Origin of the sequence: Ferrovibrio sp. (assembly GCF_002796975.1) — a bacterium.
In the GTDB taxonomy this organism is placed as follows: domain Bacteria; phylum Pseudomonadota; class Alphaproteobacteria; order Ferrovibrionales; family Ferrovibrionaceae; genus Ferrovibrio.
In genome coordinates this window covers 1-24,586 of the sequence record NZ_PEKV01000001.1, presented here as the reverse complement: position 1 = coordinate 24,586, position 24,586 = coordinate 1, and the positions used below count along the sequence as shown (strand labels likewise).

The window sequence follows — 24,586 nt, the reverse complement described above, 5'->3', positions numbered from 1 at the left end:
AAAACATGATCCTGACCGAAGCGCGGGCGACGCTCACGCTGGCGCTGCCGATCATCGGCACGCAGCTGGCGCAGATGGCGATCCACACCACCGATGTCTGGCTGNNCCGGCGCTGGCGTCGCAGGCGCGCGGTCGCGACGCGAAGGATATCGAAGGCGTGCGCCAGGCTGTGCATGACGGGTTGATCACCACCGGCATCGTCGGCGTCATCTGCACCGGCATACTGCTGGTGACCGAACCCTTCCTGCGCCTGATCGGCCAGCCCGACGAACTGATCCGGCTGGCAGTGCCCTTCATGCAGGCGGTCAGTGGCATGTTCCTGCCTGCCATCTGGTTCATGGTGCTGCGCGGCTTCGTCGCGGCGCTTGAACGGCCGCGCTCGGCACTGGTGCTCACCATCCTTGCGGTGATCCTGAATGCGGCGGTGAATTCGGTGCTGATCTTCGGTTTCTGGATCGTGCCGGAACTCGGCGTGGTCGGTGCCGGCATCGGCTCCAGCATCGTCAACCTGATCGTGCTGCTGCTGTTCTTCTGGTATATCGCCCGCGATCCGCAATTCAGCAGCTATCATTTGTCGCGCGGCTGGTGGCGCAGCACGCCGCAGCGGCTGATCGCCTTCCTGCGCGTCGGCGCGCCGATCTCGCTGGCGCTCGGCGCCGAGATCGGGCTCTTCTCCGCCGGCGCATTGCTGATGGGCCGGCTTGGCACCGTCGAAGTCGCCGGCCATCAGGTCGCGCTGCAATGGGCGGCACTCGCCTTCATGGTGCCGATGGGGTTGGGCCAGGCTGCAACTGTGCGTGTTGGCCTGGCGACCGGTGCCGGCGATATCTCGGGTGCGGCGCGCGCCGGCTGGATCGCCATCATCATGGGCATGACCTTCATGGGTTGCGCGGCGCTGGTCTTCCACTTCGCCGGCGGTCATCTGATTTCGGTTTTCGTCAGGGACAGCGCAGCACCGGTCTATGCGCTGGCGCTTGCCTATCTCGGCATGGCGGCGTTGTTCCAGTTGGTCGATGGCGCACAGGGCGTCGCCAATGGCGCGTTGCGCGGCCTGAAAGACACTGCGATCCCAATGCTGATGACGCTGGTCGGCTACTGGCTGATCGGGTTTCCGGTAGCGATCTGGTTCGGCTTCTACACACCACTGCGCGGCATCGGCGTCTGGGCCGGCCTGGTGGTCGGTCTCGCCGTGGTGGCCGTCTTGCTGCTCTGGCGTTTTGCTGTGATGACCCGTAGGCTGGCGCGCAAGCGGGAGGCGGTGGCATGAAGGCCCCGAAACTGCGTCTCGATCAGATGCTGGTGGAGCGCGGCCTGGCGGACAGCCGGGCCAAGGCGCAGGCCGCCATCATGGCCGGGCTCGTTTATACAGGTGAGAAACGCTTGGATAAACCTGGCGTGGCGCTGGCCGCCGATACGCCGATCGAACTGCGCGGCAAACCGCATCCCTGGGTCAGCCGCGGCGGCATCAAACTGGCACATGCGATAGACCATTTCGCGTTGAAAGCCGCAGGCCGTACCGCCATCGATGTCGGAGCCTCCACCGGCGGCTTCACCGACGTGCTGCTGCATCATGGTGCGGCCAAGGTCTTTGCCGTCGATGTCGGCGAGGGCCAGCTCGACTGGAAACTGCGCAACGACGAGCGCGTGGTCGTGCTGGAAAAAACCAATGCGCGACATCTGACGCCTGAGATCATCCCCGATGCCATCGACTGCGTCGTGTGTGATGCCAGTTTCATTGGGCTGCAGATCGTGCTGCCGGCGGCGCTGTCGCTGGCCTGGCCGGGTGCCTGGGCCGTTGCGCTGATCAAGCCGCAATTCGAAGTGGGGCGGGCGCGCGTCGGCAAGGGCGGCGTGGTGCGCGATCCGGCCCTGCATGACGAAGTCTGTGCCACCATCAACGAATGGTGGTCGGGCCTGCCGGGCTGGCGCGTGCTGGGCATCGAGCCGAGTCCGATCACCGGCCCCGAAGGCAACCGCGAATTCCTCATAGCTGCCGAGAAACATGATGCGTGACATCGAGGGTGTGATCGAGCGCATGGGCGGGCAAGGCCATGGCGTGCTGGACAGCGATGGTGAGCGCTTTTACGTGCCCTTCACCGTGCCGGGCGACCGCATCGCCGCCAAGGTGGGCGAGAAACGCGGCGACGGCTTTGCCGCCAGCCTCAGCGTGCTGGAAGCCGAAGGGCCGGACCGTGTCGAGGCACCGTGCCCGCATTTTCAGGCCTGCGGCGGCTGCACGCTGCAGCACTGGAACGATGCTGCCTACCGTAGCTGGAAGCGCGACAAACTGGCGGCGGCGCTGGCGCGGCGCGAAATTCAGGATGTGCAGATCGGCGATCTGGTCGCTGTGCCGGATCGTTCGCGCCGTCGCGCCGAGTTCATCACGCGGCGCGTGAAAGACAAGGTGCTGATGGGCTTTCACGAAGCCCAGAGCCGCAAGATCGTCGATCTCGAAACCTGCCTGGTGCTGAAGCCGGAACTGTTCGCGCTGCTGCCCACGTTGCGCGCCATGATGATGCCGGTGCTGGGCGATGGCTGGGCGGTCGACCTGAAAGTCACCGTCACCGAGACCGGCGCGGATGTGCTGATCACCGGCAAGCTGAAGATGCGGGTGCAGGAGCGGATCGATCTGAGCAAGGCCGCCAAGGCCGCCGGTCTCGCCCGGCTCAGTGCGCGGTTCGACGAGCGCAGCGATCCCGAACTGCTGTACCAGGGTGCCGAACCGCCGCGTGTGCGCTTCGGCAATACGATGGTGACATTGGCGCCGGGCGGCTTCCTGCAGGCGGCACCCGAGGCCGAGCAGGCGATGGCCGATTTCGCTCTCGACGCCCTGAAAGACGCCAAACGTATTGCCGATCTCTTCTCGGGCTGCGGCGCCTTTGCACTGCGCCTGGCCGAAGCCGGCAAGAGCGTGTGGGCGGTGGACGCCGACCGCCCGGCGATTGCCGCGCTCACCGCGGGCGCCAAATCGGCAGGCCTGAGCCGCGTGACGGCCACCGCGCGCGATCTGGAGCGCCAGCCGCTGACCCGCAGTGAACTGAAGAAGCTGGATGCCCTGCTGCTCGATCCGCCCCGCGCCGGCGCCAAGGCCCAGGTGCAGCAGATTGCCGAGGCCGCGAAATTCGGTGAGGCGCCCGGCCTGGTCGTCATGGCCTCCTGCGACCCCTCCAGCTTCGCCCGCGATGCCAAAGCACTGCTGGAGGCCGGCTACCGGCTGGAGCAGGCCGTGCCGATCGATCAGTTCCGCTGGTCGCCGCATCTGGAAATCGTCAGTGTTTTCAGGCGCTAGGCCCGCCGGTCGGGGACGGCCAAGAAGGGTTGCAAAGCCCTCCCGGACGGGCTATATCCCGGGCCCGACCCGATCCCTGCTGGGGGATCGTCTAACGGTAGGACCCCAGACTCTGACTCTGGTTGTCTAGGTTCGAATCCTAGTCCCCCAGCCATCGCTTCCGTAAATCCTTGAATACTCGGACGGCCTAGCGCCCGGAATGCGGTTTCCGGCTGGGGTCGTCGTTTATGTTCCCACAATGCTCCCACATCACGCGAAAGCGGGGGGTCTATTTTTTCCGGCGCAGACTGCCCCGCCCCCATCGCGGCGAGGTGGTTGTTTCGCTGCGGACCAAGAACTTCCGCGAGGCGGAACACTTGGCTAGCTTCCTCGGCCCTTTGTTCAACCGAGCAGTAAGCACCCGCAAGTCCATGACCACCGCAGACCTTAAGGCGATCCTTCGCCAGTACCTCAGTGACGCCCTCGACGCGGACCTCCAGCACCATCGCAATACCAAGCCGGGCCTCAGTGTCTATTCCGGTCGGGTGCCCTTCGGGATCGACCCGGTAGAGCAGGACATCGAGACAATCGACCACCTCATTTCCGAGTATCGGGACTGGCTGATACGGCGCGAGGTCAGCCGAGCGGAGCCGACGCTTTCGCGGTTGATGGCTGAGAACAACGTCCCGGCAGAGGACCGGGTGGAACTGGGCCTAGGTCTGCTTCAGGTGAATGTGCAGGTGCTGGAGAAGGCGCGGGAGCGGGTGGTAGGCGGCGCGGTTGATCCGTTCTCTGCCGCGCCAGCCGACGAGAGGAGCAACCACCGAAATGACAGCGTGACGGTTGCGCCAACAGGGCCGCTGCTGTCCGAGGTGCTGCCCGCATACTTGGATTACATGGTCAAAGAAGAAGGGTGGCGCGGGCAGACGCTGGCGCAGAACTCGGCAACCTATCGAATGCTGCAGGAGCATTGCGGCGACAAGCCGGTGCAGAGTTACACCCGAAAGGACATGACCGCGTTCTACGACATCCTGCGTGCGCTACCGGCCCTATGGTCTAAGAGAAGCGACTGGACTGGTCTCAGTCTCAAGGAGATCGCAGAGCGGTCGAAGAACGAAGTTGTCCCGCGCATGACAATGAAGACGGTCAGTGTATGTCGACCTGAATAAGATTGAGCACATCACGCCGGCCGCCACCCTCATGCTTGCCGCTGAACTGGATCGATGGCGCAGATTGAAGCGGATAAAGTTGCGTATTCGAGACATGCAGACGATGCAGCCGTCCGTTCTGTGGTCACTTGCGCAAGTAGGCTTCTTTAACATCTTGAAGACGATGAACCTGCCGCGCTTGGACGGTGACGACGGAGAGCCGAGAATTATCAGGTGCATTTCCGGTAACAAGAGCGACCTTGAGGCGGCAAGTAAGATTTCCGAGGAACTGACCGCGATTTCCGATGGTGAGTTGGCAGTCAGCGAACTGGAGTTGAATGACGCAATCGTCGAAGCTATGACCAACGCTGTGCAGCACGCGTATCCAGATGACATGGCCTCGGAAACCGAGTGGCTTCAGGGCGAATGGTGGGTTAGCGGGTCATGGATAAGACAGGAGCGGCGGTTGAACGTACTGATCTACGATCAGGGGGTCGGCATCCCGGCGACTTTACCGCGCTCGAAGGTTTGGGAAAAAATTCGTGGGCGGCTGGCCGGATTGCCGGTAGTTGATGGCCTGTTCTCAGACCATGCCCAGTTAATCGAGGCGGCGGTTGAGGAAGGGCGAACTTCCGTGGACACCGACGGGCGAGGACTGGGGCTTGCTGAGATAACGAACTTGGTCCTTGCAGACCCGCAGGGCCGGCTTAGGATACTAAGTGGTCACGGGGAAACCATCTTCCATTCTGGCCAACCAGTCCAACATCTTAATCATGGTAGACCGCTCGGCGGAACGTTAATCCAGATTTCGTTAACGCTCTCGCAACAATCCAGCGGTACGAGTTAGCTTATGGAGACAGCAATGCTCATAAACGTTGCTAACCAGTTTTCGCCTTTTCCGGCCGGTCGCTTCCGCACAGATGGGCAGTTCAGCGGTGAGCGTTTCCGGGATGAACTATTGCGCCCGGCTCTGGAGAAAGACGCCGAGGTAAGCGACACACCGGGCAGCCATTAGACGAGTGCCAGCTTTACACCATCACCGAAGACGGATTTGAGGCGGTGACGAATGGGTAAGGGCGGGATTGTCCGCACGGCACCCATTGACGCAGTAGTTTCTTGCTCCCACAATGCGACCACAGGCGTTCAGTCCTGTCCGATTTAAGGCCATTACGAGGCCGCTGGGCCTAAATCCTAGTCCCCCAGCCAAAACTTTCAAAATTTACGTGCTGCACCGGCCTTTCACGCGAAAGGCCGACGGGTTGCTGCGAGAACCCGCCGGCCTTACTGGCAGCGTAACGACTGTCGCGGTCAGGCTGCCGTGCGTTCTTCCTCGCCTAGCGCCGACGAGATCACTGCCGGTGCAACGCCGCTGGCGCTGAGTTGCTCGCCGAGCGCATGTTTCAGCCGCGCCAGGCCGGCCTCGTCATTGGCCTCGCAGCGCGCCACCAGCACATTCTGCGTATTGGATGCCCGCAGCAGCCACCAGCCGTCTGCCGTTTTCACGCGCACGCCGTCGATATCGTTGACGGCGGCACCTTCGGCCTGGAGCCGCAACTTCACGGAATCGACGATCGGGAATTTGTCCTGCTCGCGACATTCGATGCGCAGTTCCGGCGTATTCACCATCTCGGGCAGGCGGTCGCGCAGGTCGGCCAGGCTGCGCGGCGACCGCGCCACGATGTTGAGCAGGCGGATCGTGGCGTAGAGCGCATCGTCGAAGCCGAAATAGCGGTCGGCGAAGAAGATATGGCCGCTCATCTCGCCGGCCAGCTGCGCGCCGGTCTCACGCATCTTCGCCTTGATCAGCGAATGGCCAGTGCGCCACATGATCGGATTGCCGCCCAGCCGTTCGACGGCATCGAACAGCGACTGGCTGGTCTTGACGTCGGCGATGATGGTGGCACCGGGCTGACGGCGCAGGATCTCTTCCGACCACAGCATCATCAGCTGGTCGCCCCATAGCACGCGGCCCTTGTTGTCGATCACACCGAGCCGGTCGCCATCGCCGTCGAAGGCAATGCCGAGATCGAGGTTTTCGCTCAGCACGGTTTCGCGCAACTGCTCCAGCGTTTCGGGCAGTGTCGGATCGGGATGGTGACTGGGGAAGGTGCCGTCCACGTCGCCATTCAGCACCACATGCCGGCCGGGCAGCCGCTTGGTCAGCCGTTCCACGATGGGACAGGCCGCGCCGTTGCCGGGATCCCAGGCGACCGACAGCGGGCGCGCCAGATCGGCATCCTGCAGGATGCGCATCGCATAATTTCCGGCGACCGAGCGGCGCAGCACCTTGCCGGCGCCGCTGCTGAAACTGCCATCGCGGATGATGGTGCCGAGCTTCTGGATCTCGTCGCCATAGATGGTCTTGCCGCCGACGGTGAGCTTGAAGCCGTTATAGTCGGGCGGATTGTGCGAGCCGGTGATCATCGCGCCGGCATCGGCATTGAGATGGCGTTCGGCGAAATACAGCATCGGCGTCGGGCCCAGCCCGACCGTCAGCACATCGGTGCCGGCATGGCGCAGGCCCTTCGAGAAAGCGCGGCTGAGCTGTGGCGAACTGAGACGTCCGTCGCGACAGAGCGCCACGCTGCGGCCCCCATTCCTGCGGACCAATGTGCCGAAGGCCTGGCCCAGGGCATAGGAATCTTCCAGCCGCAGGGTTTTTCCCACGATGCCGCGAATATCGTACTCGCGCAGGATTTCCGGATTGAACTTTTCCTTCGCCATCGTCGTTGCAACCTCCTTGAGCCAGTTTTTCCCGCCGAATGGCGAGCGATGCAGCGGCAGATGCTATGATGGGAAAAGCGCGCGCATTTGTGTGTGGTAATAGCGTGGCCTTGCGGCAGGACATCGACGCAATCGCGTGTCCGGTGACTATTCTGTGGTTCGGCCACAGGCCTGACGCGCGGAACTTGAAGGGCATCAGTGACATCCTAGAATACCGGGACTCCTTTGCGCCTGGATTCGCTGTTGCAGACGGCGAACTGAATCGCGGCAGCAACGTTAGGAGCGCACGACTTAGGCCTGGCTGCAACGACAGTCGGGTTCGGCAAGGGGAAACTCGAGAAGGAAGCGGTGGGCATGCGCCTGTCGCACAATAGTCGACGGATGCAGCTTGGCCGTGTCGCCATGGCCAAGCTGCAAGCTGAGAGGTTTTGTGTGAGCGAACCGTTCGAACGGGCCCATCAATGAAGCGGACCATGTCTTGGGCGATCACCGTTTCGTGCCTGCTGGCAGCGACCGGTCTCCTTGCCGGCTGCGACGCGCGGCAGTGGCCGCTGGCGGATTACAAATCGGGTCAGCCAAGGGCAACGTCCTGGCGGCAACCGCCCGCGACACAGAGTCACGCAACACAGAGTCACGTAACACAGAATCAGCAGGGCAGTGCGGGCCAGGCGGACCGTAAATCCGCTGCAGCCAGGCCGGCGCCGACGCCCGGCTTGGCGACGCCTGCAAACGGTCCTGTCACGGCCTCGACGACCATGCCGGGGCCGGTGAGCGAGAGCAGCGACGTCTCGCTGATCGGTCTGGATATGGCGCAGGCCCGCAGTCGTCTGGGTCCGCCCACCGAAGAAATCGAACAGGCACCAGCCAAGGTTTGGCGCTATCGCACCGCGCAATGCAGTCTGGATATGTCGCTCTATCCGGATGTGCATACGCAGATTTTCCGCGTCCTCAACTACGAGGTAAAAGGCAATGACGGTACTGAACAGGGAAGACGCAAATGTATCTCCGACCTACGCGCCGGCTCCTTCAGCCGATGAGGGCATTGCGCGCGGCGACGGCATCAAGGTCGTTCTTGTCGATGACGATGAGGATTACCGCGAGGCTGTCGGCGGCGAACTGACCGATCTGGGATTCGAGGTTGTCAGCCTGCCCGACGGGACGGCGATGTTCGAGTATTTCTCCGGCGGTAACAGCAGCGACGTCATTCTGCTGGACTGGCGCATGCCAGGCATTTCCGGCCTCGATCTGCTCGGGCAGGCGCGCCGGCGCGGCATCAATGTGCCGGTCGTATTCCTGACCGGCATGCTGGCGGCATCCTATGAGAATGCCGCGCTGGACGGCGGTGCGCTCGACTTCGTCAACAAGTCGCGCGGCGCCACCATTCTGGCCAAGCGCCTCAACCTGATCGTCAAGGCCGGCAAGCGGCCGCCGGAGCAGCAGCAGGAAGAGATCGTCGAGTGCGGCGGACTGCAGCTGCGGCCGCAGATCAGCCGTGCCTTCTGGCGCGACACCGATGTCAACCTGACGGTCGTCGAATTCAACATCGTGCATCTGCTCGTGCGCAATGCCGGTGAGTATGTGACCTATCGCGCAATCTATGACTGCGTTCACCATGTCGGCTTCATAGCCGGGGCAGGCGAGGATGGTTATCGAACCAATGTCCGGTCCTCTATCAAGCGCATCCGCAACAAATTCCGGGCCATCGATGGCGACTTCGGCGAAATCGAGAACTTCCTCGCCTTCGGATACCGCTGGCGCGGAGCGGTTCGCGACGCGGAGTGAGACGAAAGATGCCTCGGGTTGGCGGGCGCGCCGGTTCGGCGCCTCGCTGACCATCAAGCTGGTGGCGCTGATTGCGGTCTTTGTCGCCCTGCCGATGGTGCTCTACGGCCAGTTCGAGGCCGCCGACGTGCAGCGGCGCGAGCTGGTCAGCCGCGGTATCCAGCAGCGCGCCTGGCTGATCGCCCAGGCGCTGGCGCCGATCCTGAATCAGCCCAATGCGCCGCCGCATAAATCGCTGAATGCCGAACTGCAGCGCTTCAGCGGCGACGACCGCACGCTGCTGAAGCTGATGTTCCGTCCGGCCAATGCGCCGAGCGGCGGCAGTTTCTACTATATCGCCTCGGCGCCGGAATCTCGGATCGAGCGTATCGGCCCCGAACTGGAGACGCTGGCCGAGCGCGGCATCCTGCAGCAGCTGGCCGAAAGCTGTGCCTGGGACAAGCCGATCGATATCCGCTACCGGCAGACCGACGGGCATGAAGAGATCATGACCTCGATCCTGCCGATCCAGTCGCGCTGGGGCTGCTGGGTCCTGATCTCGGCGCACCCGACCACCGAATTCCTCAACATTTCGATCGGCCGTTCTTACTGGCAGACGCGCGAAATCCGCATCGCCGCGGCAATCTATTTCGCCTTCGCCCTGCTCGCCATCCTGATCGCCCTCAGCGTATGGCGCAGCCTGCATCATTTCCGCAAGGTGGCGCGCGAGGTGCGTCAGGGGCGCGTGACGGAATACCCGTTTGCTGACCGCAACATCGTGCCGGAGCTGGCCAGCGTGGCGAAGGATTTCGACTATCTGGTGCGCGACCTGCGCAACATTGCGCAGGACATCCGCCAGACGGCCGAGGACAACGCGCATTCCTTCAAGGGGCCGCTGGCGACGATCAATGCCTCGCTGGAGCCGATCAAGCGCACCCTGCCGGACGGGAATCCGCGCGCCCATCGGGCCGTCAGCCTGATCGAGGCATCGCTCGGCCGGCTGAACATGCTGGTCAACTCCACCCAGCGTCTCGACCTGAATACCGCCGATATGATCGATGCACCACGGCTGCAGATCGACCTCACGCGGCTGGTGGCCGAGGTGCTGCTGCGCTACCGCGATATTCTGACCGAACGGCAGATCAGGCTGGTCCGCACGCTTGAGGAGGACGCCGCCATTCGTGCCGCGCAGGGCGTGGTCGACATCGTGTTCGAGAATATCCTCGACAATGCGATCAGCTTCTCCTCGGCCGGCGGCACCATCGCCGTCTATCTGTTCCGCGAAGGCAGCACCGTGCATCTGCATGTCGACGACGAGGGCCCCGGTGTCGATCCGCGCAAGATCGAGCATATCTTCGACCGTTACTTCTCGCAGCGGCCGAAGGAACACAGGTTGCAGCCAGAAACTGCGAATGGCGAAGGCGCGAAACATGCGGGCCTTGGCCTGTGGATCGTCCGCCGCAACATCGAGGCGATCGGCGGCAGCATCAGCGCGGTAAACCGCATCGGCGGCGGCTTGAGCGTGCGCATCGTGCTGCCTTATGCGCGCTGACACGCGAATATGCCGATGCGATTTGTGTGTTGATTCTGCTGGATTAACCGCGCCGGCAACCACAGTTTGATCACTGGCCCCTGTAAAGGGGTGTCGACATAGTCGGCCGCAGTTCATGCAGCCACGAGGTCGACAATGAATGCCATCATCGAGCAGCGCCAGACTCTTCAGCAGGGTGCGTCGCGCATTCATCCGGTGATTCTCGCCGGCGGTTCGGGCACGCGCCTGTGGCCACTGTCGCGATCCGCCTTCCCGAAACAGCTGCTGTCGCTGGTGTCCGAGCGCAGCCTGTTGCAGGAGACCGTGCAGCGCAGCGGCGGCGATTTCGGTTTCGCCGCACCTGTCCTGATCTGCAACGAGGATCACCGCTTCCTGATCGACGACCAGATTCGCGAACTCGGCGTAGAGCCGCAGAAGATCCTGCTGGAACCGGCGGCGCGCAACACGGCGCCGGCTCTGGCTGCAGTGGCGCACTGGCTGCTGGCGCAGGATTCGGATGCGATGATGCTGGTGCAGCCGGCCGATCATGCCATCGGCGCGCCGCAGGAACTGCACCGCGCCGTGCAGGCCGGCCTGCCGGCTGCTGCAGATGGGCATCTCGTCACTTTCGGCATTCGTCCCGATCGGCCGGAGCCCGGTTACGGCTATATCAAGGTCGGGCCGCTGATGGAGACGTCCGATCATGTCCGTGTCGTCGATCGCTTCGTCGAGAAGCCCGATGCGGCCACGGCCCAGCAGTATCTCGACAGCGGTGCCTATTGCTGGAACAGCGGCATCTTCCTGATGTCGGCACGCCGCTACCTGGAAGAACTCGAACGCCTGCATCCGGAAATTCATGCTGCCTGTGCGCAGGCGGTGACGAACGGCAAGGAGGATCTCGGCTTCCTGCGGCTCGATACCGATGCCTTCGCTTCGGCTGCCGCATTGTCGATCGACCATGCGGTGATGGAACACACCCAATATGCTGCTGTCGTGCCGGTCGACATGGCCTGGAGCGATCTCGGGTCGTGGAAGGCGTTGCGCGAAACCGCGCAGTCGGACGGCGACGGCAATGTGATTTGCGGCGACGTGGTTACGCGCGATGCGCATAACTCCTACCTGCGTACCGAAGACAAGCTGCTGGCGGTGATCGGCCTCGACGATGTGGTGGTGGTGTCGACCGACGACGCCGTGCTGGTGGCCAAAGCCGACCGGGTGGATGAAGTCTCGCGTGTGGTCGACCAGCTGAAGCAGCGCAACCGGTCCGAGCCGGTGTCGCATAGTACCTGCTATCGCCCCTGGGGCTGCTATCGGTCGGTCGATACCGGCGATCGTTTCCAGGTCAAGCGCATTACCGTGAAGCCGGGCGCCAAGCTGAGCCTGCAGAAACACTATCATCGCGCCGAACACTGGGTGGTGGTACATGGCACGGCGCTGGTGCAGCGCGACGACGAAAGCCTGCTGCTGCGCGAGAACGAGTCGGTCTACATCCCCATCGGTGCGACGCACCGGCTGGAGAATCCAGGCAAGCTGCCGCTACATCTGATCGAGGTGCAGTCGGGCTCCTATCTCGGCGAGGACGACATCGTTCGCCTGGTGGATACCTATGGTCGCGCCTGAGCAGCCGTCGATCCTGGTCACCGGTGGCGCCGGCTATATCGGCAGCCATGTCTGCAAGGCGCTGAGCGAGGCAGGCTATCTGCCGGTGACCTACGACAACCTGTGTGCCGGCCATCCCTGGGCGGTGCGCTGGGGCCCGCTGGAAGGCGGTGACCTGGTCGATGCCGCACGGCTCGACGAGGTGATGCGCAAATACAAACCTGTCGCCGCGATCCATCTCGCCGGACTGCTGGTGGTCGCTGAGTCGATGAAGGATCCGGCGCAGTATTATCTCAACAATGTCAGCGGCAGCATCGGCCTGCTGGACGCCATGCGCCGCAATGGCATCGAACGGATCGTCTTCTCATCCAGCGCCGCGGTTTACGGTGAGCCGGAAACGACACCGATGCCGGAAAGCCATCCGCAGCAGCCGCTCAATCCCTATGGTACCAGCAAGCTGATGATCGAACGCGTGCTGCAGGATTATGCCCGCGCCTACAATCTGCATTCGGTTTCGCTGCGCTATTTCAACGCGGCCGGTGCCGATGCCGACGGCGAGATCGGCGAGGCGCATCCGGTGGAAACCCACCTGATCCCTCTGGTGCTGGAAGTGGCGGCCGGCAAGCGGCATTACGCCGCGATTTTTGGCGACAGCTATCCGACCCGGGACGGCACCTGTGTCCGCGATTACGTCCATGTCGCGGATCTGGCCCAGGCCCATGTTCTGGCCCTGCGGTACCTGGACAATTCGGTCGGCGCCCATGCCTTCAACCTCGGGAATGGCGCCGGTGCCACAGTCCGGGAGGTCATTGAGGTGGCGCGAGCAGTCACCGGCCATGCAATCCCTGCGCGTATAGAACCGCCCCGGCCAGGCGATCCCGCTGTACTGCTGGCCGACCCGACCCGGGCCCGGCAGCTGCTGGGCTGGCAGCCGGCCCGCTCCGGCCTCGAAGAAATGGTATCCTCGGCCTGGACCTGGCAACAACGGGTTCCCGTTCCCCAACGGATTATGGTATAAGCCCCAACCAAATCAGCGATTTGGCAAAACCAGAAGTTTTAACGAGGGCGTGCGCGGATGCGACAGTATTTCGGGGCGGCAACGTTGGTCCTTTCGGCGGGATTGACGGTTTTCTCCATGGAAGTTCTGACGGTAAAGCAGGCGGTTGCACAAACCCCGCCGCGGACGTCGCAGGACGCGCAGACCTCCGCCGAGCCGCAGCGAGGCGAAACCGTCACAAGCCGCCGGCGCCCGGAATACGATCCGGTCGGCGTCCGCATGGGTGGCTTCATGCTCTACCCCGAACTGGGGATCCAGCAGAGCTACAACAGCAACGTCTATTCCACCTCGTCGAACGAACAGGGCGACTTCATCACCGCGATCGAGCCCAGCCTCGATCTGCGTTCGAACTGGAACAACCATGCACTGAACCTGCATGCCGATTCCAGCGTGGTGCGCTACTGGGACAACGACGACGAAAACTACACCGACTACACGCTGTCGGCCGATGGCCGCGTCGACGTGCTGCGCGACCTCCGCCTCCTTGCCGGTGCCGGCTATCAGATCCGCCACGAGCCGCGCTATTCGCCCGACAACCAGGGGGGCGTCGAGCCGACCGAATACAGCATCACGGGCGCCAATCTGGGTGTGGAGAAGGAATTCAACCGGCTGTCCTTCCGCGTCGACGGCCAGACCGAGCGTTACGAATACGACAATGTCCGCACGGCAGCGGGCGCAGTGATCGACCAGAGCGGTCGCGACCGCGACCAGCATCAGATCGGCCTGCGGACCGGCTACGAGATCGCGCCGCTGCGCAAGGTCTACCTGCTGACCAATTACTATCTGCGCGAATACGACAACTTGACCGGCGGCTTCAACCGCGATTCCGATGGCTATCTGATCGGCGCCGGCACGCAGTATGACCTTACCGGTCTGGTTTTCCTGGATGCCTATGCCGGCTATCGCCGCCAGGATTACAAAGATGCGCGTCTGACCACGATGGACGGGTGGGCCAGTGGCATCAAGGTCACCTGGAATGTCACGCCGCTGACCACGATCACCGGAACGCTGGACCGCGATATTCGCGAAACCACGCTGACCAATGCCTCGGGTTATTTCCACACCCGGGCTGAAGTGCGGGCCGACCATGAGCTGCTGCGCAATCTGATCCTGACGGCATCGCTCGGTTACGAGAATGACGACTTCCAGGGCATCTCGCGTAACGACGACTACACGCTTGCCGGCCTGGGCGCGAAATACCTCATCAACCGTAACTTCTCGCTGTCGGGCGGCTATGGCTATCGCAGCCGTGATTCCAACGTGGCTGGCAGCGATTTTGACGAAAATGTGGTGATGGTGCGTCTCGGCGCCCAGCTGTAATCAGCTCCAGAAGAACCGGCATTTTTGCCGGTTCAAAACCACTGTTAGGTCACACCAAATCCGGCCGGCCGTTGCTAGCGTAAGCTTGCACGGCCGCACTGGCCACACCTGCGAAGGTGGTCGCGTCTGTACGGTGCCGTGCGTTCTGCAACAACAGATCGTGCCGCCATGCAAATCCGCCATATCCTCCGCACCGTAAAGGTGTCCGCCATCGTTCCTGCCATACTGGCCGTCGCGCTGCTTTCCACGCAGGCAATGGCCCAGAATGCCTCCCAGGGTGCTGTTCCGCAGCAACCCCTCCAGCGGCCTGCCGCAGAAAGCAATGCCGCCGCCCCGGCCCAGGCCGCACCAGGTCGGTCCGCGGGCCAGACCGCCGCGCTGAAGGCCGATGACAGCTATCGTCTCGGCTCCGGCGATCGGGTTCGCATCACCGTTTTCGGCCAGCCGGAACTGACCGGGGAATATGCCGTCGACGGCAGCGGCCAGATGTCTTATCCGCTGGTCGGCCAGATCGGCGCCGGCGGTATGACAGCGCATGAACTGGAAAAGGCGCTGATCGGCAAGCTTTCGCCGAACTACCTGAAGAATCCGAGCATCAGCGTCGAGGTGCTGACCTATCGGCCCTTCTACATCGTCGGCGAAGTGCGCACCCCGGGCAGCTATCCCTTCGTCAGCGGGATGACCGTGTTGAATGCCGTGGCGCTGGCCGGCGGCTTCACCTATCGCGCGCGCGAGACTTCCTTCTATGTCACCCGCACCGGCGAAAATGGCGCGAAGAACAAGATCACCGCCGGTGCCGAAGCAACCATCTTGCCGGGCGATATTATCACCGTCCGAGAACGGTATTTCTAATGGCTCTCCCTGACCGCTACCATCCGCAGCAGTTCCAGCCGCCGGTCGCCTATGCCCCTCCCCCGGTCTATGTGCCGCAGCAGGGCAAGGAAACCGATTTTCTCGATACCCTGCGCAAGCTGTGGCGTCATCGCGGTACCATTTTTATCACTACCTTTGTCTTTACTGCGGCTGCGGTGCTGGTGGCGCGTCAGATCCCGGCGCATTACATCGCCGATGCCAGGATACTGGTGGGTGTGCCGGCAGCCCGGGCGCTGAATATCGAAGCGATCATCGCCGATATCAGTCCGGACGCCGAGCGCATCCAGAATGAGGCTTACGTGATCCAGTCGCGCGATACGGCGCGCCAGGTGATCGACAAGCTGAAGCTCAAGGAGAATCCGGAATTCAATCCGGCCCTGCGGCCGGAGCCGGGCTGGCTGAGCTATCTCGATCCGACGCGCTACCTGCCAGATTCGATCAAGGCCTATATGCCCGGCCAGAAGGCCCCGGCCGAGCAGCCGGAGGTGTCGCCGGAGGTGAAGGCCGAGCAGGAGATGAACGGGATCATCGACACCCTGCTGGCGAAGATTGAAGTCACGACGCTGGGCCGTTCGCATGTGCTCAATGTGGAGGCGCGGTCGATTGCGCCCGACACCGCGGCAGAGATCGCCAATGGATTCAGCCAGGCCTATCTGGCACGTCAGCGCAGCGACAAGATCGAGGCCAGCGAGGAGGTCGAGAAATTCCTGGCCGACCGCATCGCTTCCTTGCGCGAGCAGACCGAAAAATCCGATCGCGCCGTCGAAGAATACCGCCGTGCCAACAATCTCTATCAGGGCGCCAGCGCCAGCGTAACGGCGCAGCAGATGACCGAGCTGAACACCCAGCTGATCGTCGCGCAGACCGCCAAGGCCGAGGCCGATTCCCGTCTCGGCGAGGCCCAGGCCCTGCGCCGCACCGGGATCGACAGCCAGAGCGTGCCGCAGGTGCTGCAGTCGCCCGTGGTGCAGCAGCTCAAGGCACAGCAGGCCGAAGCAGACGGCCGGCTTGCCGACCTGTCCGGTAGTCTGGGACCGCAGCATCCGCGTGTGGTCAGCGCCAAAGCCGAGATCAGGGAGATTCGCGGCAAATTGAATGCCGAGGTCGGCCGTATCATCCAGAGTCTGCAGCACGAGGCCCGCACGACAAACGCCCGCTATGAAACCCTGCGCAAGAATTTCGACCGCCTGCAGGGCCAGGCTGGCGGCGTCAACGAGAAGTCGATCCGGCTGAATGCGCTGGAACGCGAAGCCCAGGTGAATCGCAACCTGCTCGAGCAGATGATGGGCCGGGCGAAGGAAACCGTCGGCCAGGATCAGCTGCAGAAGCCGAATGCCAAGCTGATCTCGCAGGCCGCGCCGCCGACGCATCCGGGTTTCCCGCCCAAGATGCTGCTGGTATTCCTGGGCGCGGTGGCCGGCGCATTGATCGGCATGGCCTATGCCCTGCTGCGCGAAGGCGTCGACCGCACCTTCCGCCGCGCCGACCAGATCGAGGCGATGACCGGCCTGCCGGTGCTGGCGATGGTGCCGACCCTGCGCGGCAGCATCACGCCGATCGCACATGTCCTGCGCAAGCCGGTGTCGCCTTACGCGGAGGCGCTACGCAAGCTGCATATCGGGCTCGAACTGTCCGAGGCTGCGCAGTCGCCGAAGACGGTGCTGGTCAGTTCGGCCGTCCCGGGCGAGGGCAAGACCGTTCTGGTGGCGTCGATGGGTCGCATGCTGGCGAGCCATGGCCGGCGAATTCTGATGGTCGATTGCGACTGGCGTAATCCGCGCCTGCACAAGGCCTTCCAGTGTCAGAACCGCAATGGTCTCGCCGAGCTGCTCTGCGATCAGCCGGAGCGGATCGAGGATTGCATCTTCACCGACACGCTGTCGGGTGCCGATCTCATCCCCTCGGGCGTCTTCACGCCGCAGGCGATGCGGTATCTCACGACCGACCGCATGAAGATGATCCTGCATGCCCTGGCGCCGCGTTACGACATGATCCTGATCGACAGCGCGCCGGTTCTGGTTGGCGCCGAGGTGCTGACGCTGTCGCGTATGGTCGACAAGGTCGCTTTCACGGTGCGCTGGGGCAACACCAAGCGCGACGCGGTGATGGAGGCTATGAAGGATCTGATCGAGGTGAATGCCGATATTGCCGGCATCGCGATGACACGCGTCGATCCCAAGGGCTATCGCGCCTACTCCTACAGCGAACTGAACTATGAATACGAAAGGCCGATGCTGGCCAAGCCGGTCAACTGGAGTTAGGGCATGGCCCGTCAGCTCGAGGACTCGCGCGAGCCCGTCCTCTTCGTGACGCAGCATTATACACCGGAGGTGATCGGCTCGGCGCCGTATTGCGCCGATCTGGCGGAAGGTCTCGTGCGTCGCGGCCGACAAGTCACCGTGCTGGCCGGCCTGCCGCATTATCCCGATCCGGCGGAGTTCGAGGCCTTCACTGCCGATCCGCCGCCGCGGCAGAACCTGGCTGGCGTGGCCGTCGAACGCCTGCACAGCTGGCTGCCGAAGCGGCGCTCGGCCTTGCTGCGGGTGGCGGGTGAACTGGCCTTCATGTTCACCGGGCTGTGCGCTCTGCTGCGCGGGCGGGTGAAGCGGCATGACGTGGTGATTTCGCTCTGCCCCTCCATTTTCGCCGTGCTGCTCGGCATGATGGCGACCGCGCGCGGCGGCCGTCATGTCGCGATGGTGCATGACGTGCAGTCCGGCCTGGCGCAGAGCCTCGGGATCGTGCGCTTTGCGCTGCTCGTGCGCCTGATGCGGCTGGCCGAGCGGTTCATTCTCAATCGGGTCGACCTGGTCATGGTGCTGTCGACCGAAATGGCTGCGACTTTGCGCGGGCTAGGTGTGACCCGGCCGATCGAGATCCTGCCGATCTGGGTCGATGCTGAAGCCATTCATCCCCGGCCGGTGCCGGCGGGGCAGCCGCCCACGATCCTGTACAGCGGTAATTTCGGCCGCAAGCAGGGCCTGGACCAGTTGATCGCCCTCGCGGCGGAACTGGCCGGGAAACGTCCCGATGTCCGGTTGCTGCTGCGCGGCTCAGGCGGCGAACGCGCCGCCGTCATGGCGGAAGTCGCTGCCCGCGGCCTTACCAATGTCGACTTCGGCGAACTGGTGCCGCGCGAACAACTGGGCGAGGCGCTGGCGGCCGGCATGCTGCATCTGGTGCCGCAGAAACCGGATGGTGCCGATTTCGCGGTGCCGTCGAAAATATACAACATCATGGCGGCGGGCCGCTGCTTCGTCACCACCGCACTGCCGGGCAGCGCATTGTGGAATCTGCAGGCGCTGACCAGGGCCTTCATCTGCGTGCGCCCGCGGGATACTGCAGCGCTCACGCAGGCCGTGCTCGATCTGCTGGACGATCCCGCGCGCTGCCAGGAGATGGCGAAGTTGGGCAGGGCTTATGTTGAGCAGCACCATGCCCGGGAAACGCTGATCGCAAAGATCGACGCGTGGCTGATCTCCCTGTGCCGCGAAGGCAGCCTGCCGGGACAGCGGCGCGATCTGCTGGTGCTGGAGCCGGATGGAGACGGACATGCCGAGGAATGGCTGCGACATCTGCTCGTGCATCTCGGGCGTCAGAGCCAGATTGAGCGCATCTGGCTGGCGATCCCGGCGGGCCTGCGCGAGCGCCTGTCCGGTCAGTTGCCGGCACATCTGCGTCATCGCATCGGCCTGCTGGCCCTGACACCGATGGAGCTGCGCTATTGCACGCATCGCCGCCTGGCGATCAGTGGCATGGCGCGCTGGTGGGTGATGCGGCGCTACCTGATCCGCACCGGTGCCGAGATCGGTTATTTCCTGTCGCTGGATCATTTATCGCTGCCGCTCGGTCTCGGGCTTGGTGCGGACGGGCGCCGTCTCGGCGGCATCCTGTTCCGCCCGTCGGTGCATTATCACGAAATCGGCGACTACAAGCCAAGCCTGGCCGAAAAGCTGCGCGACTGGCGCAAAGCTATGCTGTATCGCGGCATGCTGCGCAATGGCGCGGTCGACACCATCCTGACGCTGGATCCGTTCTTTGCCGATTTTGCAATGGAGCATTATCCCGGCGGCGAGAAGGTCGGCGTCGTGCCGGATCCTGCCTTTCCGGCCGCCACCATGCCGGCCAACGACGACCGCGCCCCCCCTGGGCTGCCACAGGATCGTCACGTCCTGCTGCTCTTCGGCGCCCTGACCGAGCGCAAGGGCGTGCTGCATCTGCTGGAGGCCCTGCGCCTGCTGCCGGCATCCGTGGAGGGCAAAATCGCTGTGGTTATTGCGGGGCGGGTCGCGCCGGATATCAGCGCCCGATTTGTCGAGAAAGAGGCAGCAGTGCGGCGCGAGAAACCGGCACTATGGCTGAAGGTCGACAATCGCTGGCTGAGCAGCGCTGAGATCACAACGCTGGTGCAGCGCTGCGATATCGTGCTGGCGCCATATCAGCGCTTCGTCGGATCCAGCGGCGTGCTGCTCTGGGCGGCACATGCCGGCAAGCCGCTGCTGACACAGGATTACGGGCTGCTCGGGCGTCTGGTGCGCGATCACGGACTCGGCATCGCGGTCGATACCGGAAATCCGAATGACCTTGCCGCCGCAATCGCCGGCATGGTCACACAGAATCCACAGACGCTCGTGGATGCGCGAGCTGCGGCGGCCTTCGTGTCGCAGCGCACGCCCGAAAGCTTTGCATCGCATATTTACGCCAGTTTACGCGGCGCCTGAGACGCGGTGACTGTTCTGTTGCGACGCAGCGGAACGGCCCCGCCTTGGTCACAAGACCTTGCACAAGCCCTGTGGCAAATCGAATGGGTGGCGCGTTAGATCGACGCGTCGAGTGCAATGCCGGACTGGAGTAAAGCATGTCGTTCGACATTCCCACATTATCGGCTCGCAGCAGCGCTGCCCGTATCGAGCAGCCCCGTGTCGAGCAGCCCAAATCGCATCTGCAGGCGAAGGCGCAGGTGCGTGCGATCCCGCAGCCGGCAACCTGGCACGGCAAGAACAGCACCAGAGACACTGTCCGAGACAGTGCCAGGGCCACACGCCTGGCGCGTCGCATTGAGGCTATGACCCGCGAGCCCGTCTCGCTGCCGATCGTCAGCGGGCTGCTGCGCGCCTGGGATGCCGCCGCGATTCTCGTCGCCGGGCTGGCGGCACTGATGCTGGCCGCCCCCGACCTGCCGATGACCAATTCGTATTACGTCGCGCTCGCGTTCTTCGGCGCTGTGGTGGCCGGCAACAGCCTGCATATCGCGGGGGCCTATCGCATCGAGAAGCTGCGGCTGAGCAATATCGGCTGGGCGCGACCCGTCGTCGCCTGGAGTGCAGCGGCCGCGGTGACGGCGATTGCGGTGCTGGCCAGCGGTGCATCGCTGGAAGAGAACTGGACCTGGCTTGCACTGTGGTTCATCCTTGGCCTGTTCCTGCCGCTGCTGGCGCGCGGCGCCCTGGCGATCCGCATGGATTACTGGCGCAAGGCCGGTCGTCTGCGCCGCCGGCTCGCCATCCTCGGTGCCGGCCCCGGCGGCCAGATGCTGCTGCGTCGCTTTGTCGGTGCGCGCCGTGAAGACGATATCGCGATTGTCGGCCTTTATGATGACCGGACGGGCCCGCTGGCGTCCGGCTGGCGCGGCCATGCCGTGCGCGGCAACTGCACCGATCTGATGGAGGACATCCGGCGCGGTCGCATCGATATGGTTGTCATTGCCTCGCCGCCAGGAAATCCCTGCATGGACGAGATGCTGGCGCAGTTGCGTTGCGTCGCCGTCGATATCTGCTTCTGCCCCGAAGACAGCTACGCCACCAAGGCCCGGAGCGGGGTGGAGATCGTCGGCCAGGTGCCGCTGATGATGATCGACCGTCGTCCGCTGCGCGACTGGAGCGGGGTGATGAAAGAAGTCGAGGACCGCGTCTTTGCGGCGCTGATCGTCCTGCTGATTTCGCCGCTGCTGGCCGGTATCGCGCTGGCGATCAAGCTCGACAGCCCGGGGCCCGTGCTGTTCAGGCAGAAACGCTACGGGCGCAACAACAAGCTGATCGAGGTGCTGAAATTCCGCAGCATGTATCACCACGTGCGCGATCCGAACGGTACGCAGCTTGCCACGCGGAACGACCCGCGAGTCACCAGGGTGGGTGCCTTCCTGCGCCGCACCAGCCTGGATGAACTGCCACAGTTCTTCAACGTGATCCGCGGCGACATGTCGGTGGTTGGGCCGCGCCCGCATGCCCTGCTCTGCAAGGCCGGTGGCGTGCTCTACCAGGATGCTGTGGAGAATTACGACTGGCGCCACCGCATCAAGCCCGGCATCACCGGGTGGGCCCAGATCAACGGCTGGCGCGGCGAGACCGAGACGGTCGAGCAGATTCAGAAGCGCGTTGAACACGACATCTACTATATCGAAAACTGGTCCCTGTTGCTGGATGTGAAGATCATCGTCAAGACGATCTTCGGTGGGTTCACTGGCAACAAGGCCTACTGATGGTGAACACAACATATGCGATGTCTCTGGCTGACACTGGCTGATCCCGAGCCGCGCCATAACGGGCAGTATATCTATTCCGGCGGCCTGATCGACGCGATGAAGCAGGGCGGAGCGCAGATGCATGTGCTCGGCCTTGCCCGTCCTGAATCTCATCGCCGGGATGGTGCCAGGATCGATAACGGGGTTCATTGGTGGCTGTCGGACCATCGCCCGCGCTCCGGGCTGCAGAGCCTGGTCTCCATGCTGCCGCATATCGCGGACCGCAGCTGGACCCCGGACCTGCGCCGTGTGCTGGATGCCCGCCTGCAGAACGATTCGTGGGACACAATCGTCTTTGACGGAATCTCCGCGGGCTGGGCGCTCGATCAGGTCATCCGGCGTTTTCCGGATCGCCGGCGGCGACCCAAGCTGGTCTATGTCTCGCACAATCACGAGGCCAGCCTGCGGTGCGAAGTGGCGAACCATCATGAAGATTTCCTCAAGCGCCAGGTGTTGCGCTACGACGCACTGAAGGCTGCGCGGCTGGAGCACCGTCTGGTCGATGCCGCCGATCTGGTCACCGCGATCACGGAGGATGATGCCCGGCAGTATCTCGCCCGCCGGCCCGATCGCCGGGTCGATGTGCTGACGCCGGGGTATGCCGGCAGCCATGGCGTTGGCCGGCGCATCACCAACGCCACGCCGCGCCGCGCCGTGATCGTGGGCAGTTTCGACTGGGTCGCGAAGCGGATGAATCTGGAGCAGTTCGTCGCTGTTGCCGACCCGCTGTTTGCCGCTCATGGCGCCGAACTTCAGGTGATCGGCAGTGCGGAGGAAACCTTCCTCAACCGTATGCGACGCAATGCCTCCGCCACGCAGTTCACAGGTCCGGTCGATGGCGTGCTGGACTTCATGCGCGACGCGCGGATCGCCTTGGTGGCGGAACGCCATGGCGGCGGCTTCAAGCTCAAGGTGCTCGACTATATTTTCAACCGCATGCCGATCCTGGCCCTCTCCGGGTCGGTGGCCGGGGTGCCGCTGCGGCATGAAGACAGCATCCTGCTGTATGAAGATTACGAATCCCTCGCACGCGGCGTGCTCCAGGTGATCGACGACTGCGAGCGGCTCAACCAGCTGCAGGATCGGGCCTATGCCGCCTGCCACGACCAGTTCGATTGGACCAGTCGTGGCGAACGGCTGCTGTCAGCGGTGGCGACGCTATGAAGCTGAAAGTTGTCGCAGAGCCTCGTCTCGGCAGCATCGACATGCTGCTGCTGCTGATATTCTTCATCGGCATCTATCTTGGCGTCATCGTCCAGATCACGTCGAAGATTCCGTTTCCGGCGGCGCCGGCCGGCGTAGCAGGACTTTTTCTGCTCTGGCGGCGGCGCGACGATATCGTTCCTGCGCATCTGGGTGCGCTGTTCGGCATCGTCCTGATCTATCTCGCCGCCAGCCTTTCAGCCGGCGATCTGACCGGCCTGTCGAAGCGATTCACCGGCCTGGTCCAGCTGACTTATTCCTTTGTGATCGGCTATGCGATGTTCCTGACGCTGCTGCAGGCCAGTCGCCAGCAGCTCAGCAAGCTGTTCCTGGGATTGAGCCTGTTCATCCTGGTTGGCAGCCTGCTGGAAAGCTATGCCGGCCTGAATCATCTCAGCGATGCCGTGCGACAGAAGCTTTACGATTCCGGGATCTACGAGGCCGATCTGCGCGATCAGCTGCTCTACGGCAAGGTGCGGCCGAAGCTGTTCACCTCGGAACCGTCCGCCGTCACCTTCGGCTACACGCTGTTCACCTTCGCTTGGTTCATGGTGACCCAGGCCCGCAGGAAACTGCTGCGGTTTCTCCTGCTGCTGGCCGCGGGCATGGTCGCCATGCCGGGACCGACGCTGCTGCTCGGGATTCTGCTGCTGCCGCCGTACTACTTCTTCATTCTGCCTGAGACGCCGTTGACCCGGTTCGGCACCGGCTACCGGCTGGGGATTCTCGTTTTCGGCAGCATCCTGCTGCTGATTTTTGCCGTATTGGGCGCCACGGTGTATGCCGAACGCCTCAGCCAGATCGTCAATGGCAACGATCCGAGCTTCTTCTATCGCGTGATCGGTCCGGCCCTGGTCGCCTTCGAGGTGATGGGCCAGCATCCCTGGGCGGGTGCCGGGCTGACCGGCGAAGCCTTCATCGGCGATCTGGTGATGAATGTCTTCGTGCAGTCGTCGCATTTCTCGGCCGGCTGGCGCATCACCAAGATTGCCGACGTGCTGACCAATTATTTCTGGCTGCACTGGATCTATCTCGGCCTGGTCTGGGGCTGTGTCGCCTTCGCCGGCCTGTCGGTCTGGCTGCGCATGATCGGCACGCCGAACCTGCTGTTCTGCTGGACCGTGTGGATCCTGATGGGGCAGGCTTCCGGTGCCTATGTCGCGCCAAAGACCTGGACCGTGCTGCTGCTCGCGGCGGCCCTGTCCGCACTTCATCAGCGCGTGGCCGTGCCGGTTGCGCCCCAGCCGGAGATGCCGTTCGGACGGCTGCCACGGCTGCGGCGCCGGTTCGGCTACGCGCCGCAGGTCTGAACCATGCAGCGGCGGGAATTACTGGCTCTCGGCGGTGCTGTCCTCGGTACCTCGGCGCTGGGGACGGCGCAGGCTGCACCACCGGCTCCTGCCGGCCGCCAGATACTGGCAGCCGATTTCGGAGCGGTCGGCGATGGCAAGGCCGACGATACCGCTGCCCTGCAGCGCGGATTGAACGCCGCCTTCGCCGAGGCCGGCGGAATGCTGGTGGTGCCGCCCGGCACCTATCGCGTGACCCGTACGCTGCGCATTTCGCCGAAGCAGAATATCGT

At 63.6% G+C, this 24,586-nt stretch carries 19 protein-coding genes, 1 tRNA gene and 1 pseudogene; 20 read left to right on the top strand and 1 reads right to left on the bottom strand.

Annotated elements, in window-relative coordinates; genetic code table 11:
• The first annotated feature begins 157 nt into the window (after nucleotides 1-157).
• The 7 genes and pseudogenes from CTR53_RS00100 (at nucleotide 158) to CTR53_RS00075 (ending at nucleotide 5,263) form a co-directional block, all read left to right on the top strand.
• Nucleotides 158-1,267, top strand: a complete 1,110-nt coding sequence (locus CTR53_RS00100; RefSeq protein ID WP_290807986.1) for an MATE family efflux transporter — start codon at nucleotides 158-160, stop codon at nucleotides 1,265-1,267.
• The gene (locus CTR53_RS00095) at nucleotides 1,264-2,013 is read left to right on the top strand and encodes a TlyA family RNA methyltransferase (protein WP_290807983.1); all 750 of its coding nucleotides are present in this window, start codon (nucleotides 1,264-1,266) and stop codon (nucleotides 2,011-2,013) included. The genes CTR53_RS00100 and CTR53_RS00095 overlap by 4 nt, the downstream gene beginning before the upstream one ends.
• The gene (locus CTR53_RS00090; RefSeq protein WP_290807978.1) at nucleotides 2,003-3,289 is read left to right on the top strand and encodes a class I SAM-dependent RNA methyltransferase; all 1,287 of its coding nucleotides are present in this window, start codon (nucleotides 2,003-2,005) and stop codon (nucleotides 3,287-3,289) included. Before CTR53_RS00095 ends, CTR53_RS00090 begins: the two co-directional genes overlap by 11 nt.
• Nucleotides 3,290-3,369: 80 nt before the next feature.
• A tRNA-Gln gene (locus CTR53_RS00085) sits at nucleotides 3,370-3,443 on the top strand.
• 73 nt (nucleotides 3,444-3,516) lie between these two features.
• Nucleotides 3,517-3,642 (top strand): annotated as a pseudogene (locus CTR53_RS21170) (DUF6538 domain-containing protein); the annotation flags it as partial.
• A 57-nt stretch (nucleotides 3,643-3,699) separates the two neighbouring features.
• On the top strand, nucleotides 3,700-4,437 hold the full coding sequence (locus tag CTR53_RS00080; protein ID WP_290807975.1) for a hypothetical protein: 738 nt from the start codon (nucleotides 3,700-3,702) through the stop codon (nucleotides 4,435-4,437).
• Nucleotides 4,418-5,263: an ATP-binding protein gene (locus tag CTR53_RS00075; RefSeq protein WP_290807971.1), complete on the top strand. Its 846-nt coding sequence runs from the start codon at nucleotides 4,418-4,420 to the stop codon at nucleotides 5,261-5,263. The genes CTR53_RS00080 and CTR53_RS00075 overlap by 20 nt, the downstream gene beginning before the upstream one ends.
• A gap of 461 nt (nucleotides 5,264-5,724) precedes the next feature.
• On the opposite strand, the gene pgmG is transcribed toward CTR53_RS00075, so the two are convergent.
• Nucleotides 5,725-7,140, bottom strand: coding sequence for a phosphoglucomutase/phosphomannomutase PgmG (gene pgmG / locus CTR53_RS00070; protein ID WP_290807969.1), 1,416 nt, complete (start codon nucleotides 7,138-7,140; stop codon nucleotides 5,725-5,727).
• Nucleotides 7,141-7,613: 473 nt separating this feature from the next.
• On the opposite strand from pgmG, the gene CTR53_RS00065 reads away from it, so the two are divergent.
• The 13 genes from CTR53_RS00065 to CTR53_RS00005 form a co-directional block, all read left to right on the top strand.
• Nucleotides 7,614-8,177 carry a hypothetical protein gene (locus CTR53_RS00065; protein WP_290807960.1) on the top strand — a complete coding sequence of 188 codons (564 nt, stop codon included), beginning with the start codon at nucleotides 7,614-7,616 and terminating at the stop codon, nucleotides 8,175-8,177.
• Nucleotides 8,110-8,922, top strand: coding sequence for a response regulator transcription factor (locus tag CTR53_RS00060; protein ID WP_290807957.1), 813 nt, complete (start codon nucleotides 8,110-8,112; stop codon nucleotides 8,920-8,922). Before CTR53_RS00065 ends, CTR53_RS00060 begins: the two co-directional genes overlap by 68 nt.
• Nucleotides 8,846-10,453 (top strand): HAMP domain-containing sensor histidine kinase, encoded by a 1,608-nt coding sequence (locus tag CTR53_RS00055; RefSeq protein ID WP_290807955.1) that lies wholly within the window; start codon nucleotides 8,846-8,848, stop codon nucleotides 10,451-10,453. Before CTR53_RS00060 ends, CTR53_RS00055 begins: the two co-directional genes overlap by 77 nt.
• A gap of 135 nt (nucleotides 10,454-10,588) precedes the next feature.
• On the top strand, nucleotides 10,589-12,052 hold the full coding sequence (locus CTR53_RS00050) for a mannose-1-phosphate guanylyltransferase/mannose-6-phosphate isomerase (protein WP_290807952.1): 1,464 nt from the start codon (nucleotides 10,589-10,591) through the stop codon (nucleotides 12,050-12,052).
• On the top strand, nucleotides 12,039-13,049 hold the full coding sequence (gene galE / locus CTR53_RS00045; RefSeq protein WP_290807949.1) for a UDP-glucose 4-epimerase GalE: 1,011 nt from the start codon (nucleotides 12,039-12,041) through the stop codon (nucleotides 13,047-13,049). Before CTR53_RS00050 ends, galE begins: the two co-directional genes overlap by 14 nt.
• Before the next feature lie 117 nt (nucleotides 13,050-13,166).
• On the top strand, nucleotides 13,167-14,408 hold the full coding sequence (locus tag CTR53_RS00040; protein WP_290807946.1) for an outer membrane beta-barrel protein: 1,242 nt from the start codon (nucleotides 13,167-13,169) through the stop codon (nucleotides 14,406-14,408).
• A 168-nt stretch (nucleotides 14,409-14,576) separates the two neighbouring features.
• A complete protein-coding gene (locus CTR53_RS00035) occupies nucleotides 14,577-15,260 on the top strand; it encodes a polysaccharide biosynthesis/export family protein (RefSeq protein WP_290807943.1) in 684 nt (227 codons plus the stop codon).
• A complete protein-coding gene (locus tag CTR53_RS00030; RefSeq protein WP_290807940.1) occupies nucleotides 15,260-17,542 on the top strand; it encodes a polysaccharide biosynthesis tyrosine autokinase in 2,283 nt (760 codons plus the stop codon). Before CTR53_RS00035 ends, CTR53_RS00030 begins: the two co-directional genes overlap by 1 nt.
• Nucleotides 17,543-17,545: 3 nt before the next feature.
• A complete protein-coding gene (locus tag CTR53_RS00025; RefSeq protein WP_290807938.1) occupies nucleotides 17,546-20,002 on the top strand; it encodes a glycosyltransferase in 2,457 nt (818 codons plus the stop codon).
• 137 nt (nucleotides 20,003-20,139) lie between these two features.
• Nucleotides 20,140-21,759: an undecaprenyl-phosphate glucose phosphotransferase gene (locus tag CTR53_RS00020; RefSeq protein ID WP_290807935.1), complete on the top strand. Its 1,620-nt coding sequence runs from the start codon at nucleotides 20,140-20,142 to the stop codon at nucleotides 21,757-21,759.
• 15 nt (nucleotides 21,760-21,774) lie between these two features.
• Nucleotides 21,775-22,965, top strand: coding sequence for a glycosyltransferase (locus CTR53_RS00015; protein WP_290807931.1), 1,191 nt, complete (start codon nucleotides 21,775-21,777; stop codon nucleotides 22,963-22,965).
• Nucleotides 22,962-24,314 carry a hypothetical protein gene (locus CTR53_RS00010; RefSeq protein ID WP_290807928.1) on the top strand — a complete coding sequence of 451 codons (1,353 nt, stop codon included), beginning with the start codon at nucleotides 22,962-22,964 and terminating at the stop codon, nucleotides 24,312-24,314. Before CTR53_RS00015 ends, CTR53_RS00010 begins: the two co-directional genes overlap by 4 nt.
• Nucleotides 24,315-24,317: 3 nt before the next feature.
• On the top strand, nucleotides 24,318-24,586 hold a 269-nt coding region (locus tag CTR53_RS00005; RefSeq protein ID WP_290807925.1), incomplete at its 3' end, for a glycosyl hydrolase family 28-related protein.

Bases quoted from the DNA above. Each gene is read 5' to 3' on its own strand.
- CTR53_RS00095 (WP_290807983.1), top strand. From the start codon at position 1,264: ATGAAGGCCCCGAAACTGCGTCTCGATCAGATGCTGGTGGAGCGCGGC.
- CTR53_RS00090 (WP_290807978.1), top strand. From the start codon at position 2,003: ATGATGCGTGACATCGAGGGTGTGATCGAGCGCATGGGCGGGCAAGGC.
- CTR53_RS00080 (WP_290807975.1), top strand. From the start codon at position 3,700: ATGACCACCGCAGACCTTAAGGCGATCCTTCGCCAGTACCTCAGTGAC.
- pgmG (WP_290807969.1), bottom strand. From the start codon at position 7,140: ATGGCGAAGGAAAAGTTCAATCCGGAAATCCTGCGCGAGTACGATATT.
- CTR53_RS00065 (WP_290807960.1), top strand. From the start codon at position 7,614: ATGTCTTGGGCGATCACCGTTTCGTGCCTGCTGGCAGCGACCGGTCTC.
- CTR53_RS00060 (WP_290807957.1), top strand. From the start codon at position 8,110: ATGACGGTACTGAACAGGGAAGACGCAAATGTATCTCCGACCTACGCG.
- CTR53_RS00055 (WP_290807955.1), top strand. From the start codon at position 8,846: ATGGCGACTTCGGCGAAATCGAGAACTTCCTCGCCTTCGGATACCGCT.
- CTR53_RS00050 (WP_290807952.1), top strand. From the start codon at position 10,589: ATGAATGCCATCATCGAGCAGCGCCAGACTCTTCAGCAGGGTGCGTCG.
- galE (WP_290807949.1), top strand. From the start codon at position 12,039: ATGGTCGCGCCTGAGCAGCCGTCGATCCTGGTCACCGGTGGCGCCGGC.
- CTR53_RS00040 (WP_290807946.1), top strand. From the start codon at position 13,167: ATGGAAGTTCTGACGGTAAAGCAGGCGGTTGCACAAACCCCGCCGCGG.
- CTR53_RS00035 (WP_290807943.1), top strand. From the start codon at position 14,577: ATGCAAATCCGCCATATCCTCCGCACCGTAAAGGTGTCCGCCATCGTT.
- CTR53_RS00030 (WP_290807940.1), top strand. From the start codon at position 15,260: ATGGCTCTCCCTGACCGCTACCATCCGCAGCAGTTCCAGCCGCCGGTC.
- CTR53_RS00025 (WP_290807938.1), top strand. From the start codon at position 17,546: ATGGCCCGTCAGCTCGAGGACTCGCGCGAGCCCGTCCTCTTCGTGACG.
- CTR53_RS00020 (WP_290807935.1), top strand. From the start codon at position 20,140: ATGTCGTTCGACATTCCCACATTATCGGCTCGCAGCAGCGCTGCCCGT.
- CTR53_RS00015 (WP_290807931.1), top strand. From the start codon at position 21,775: ATGCGATGTCTCTGGCTGACACTGGCTGATCCCGAGCCGCGCCATAAC.
- CTR53_RS00010 (WP_290807928.1), top strand. From the start codon at position 22,962: ATGAAGCTGAAAGTTGTCGCAGAGCCTCGTCTCGGCAGCATCGACATG.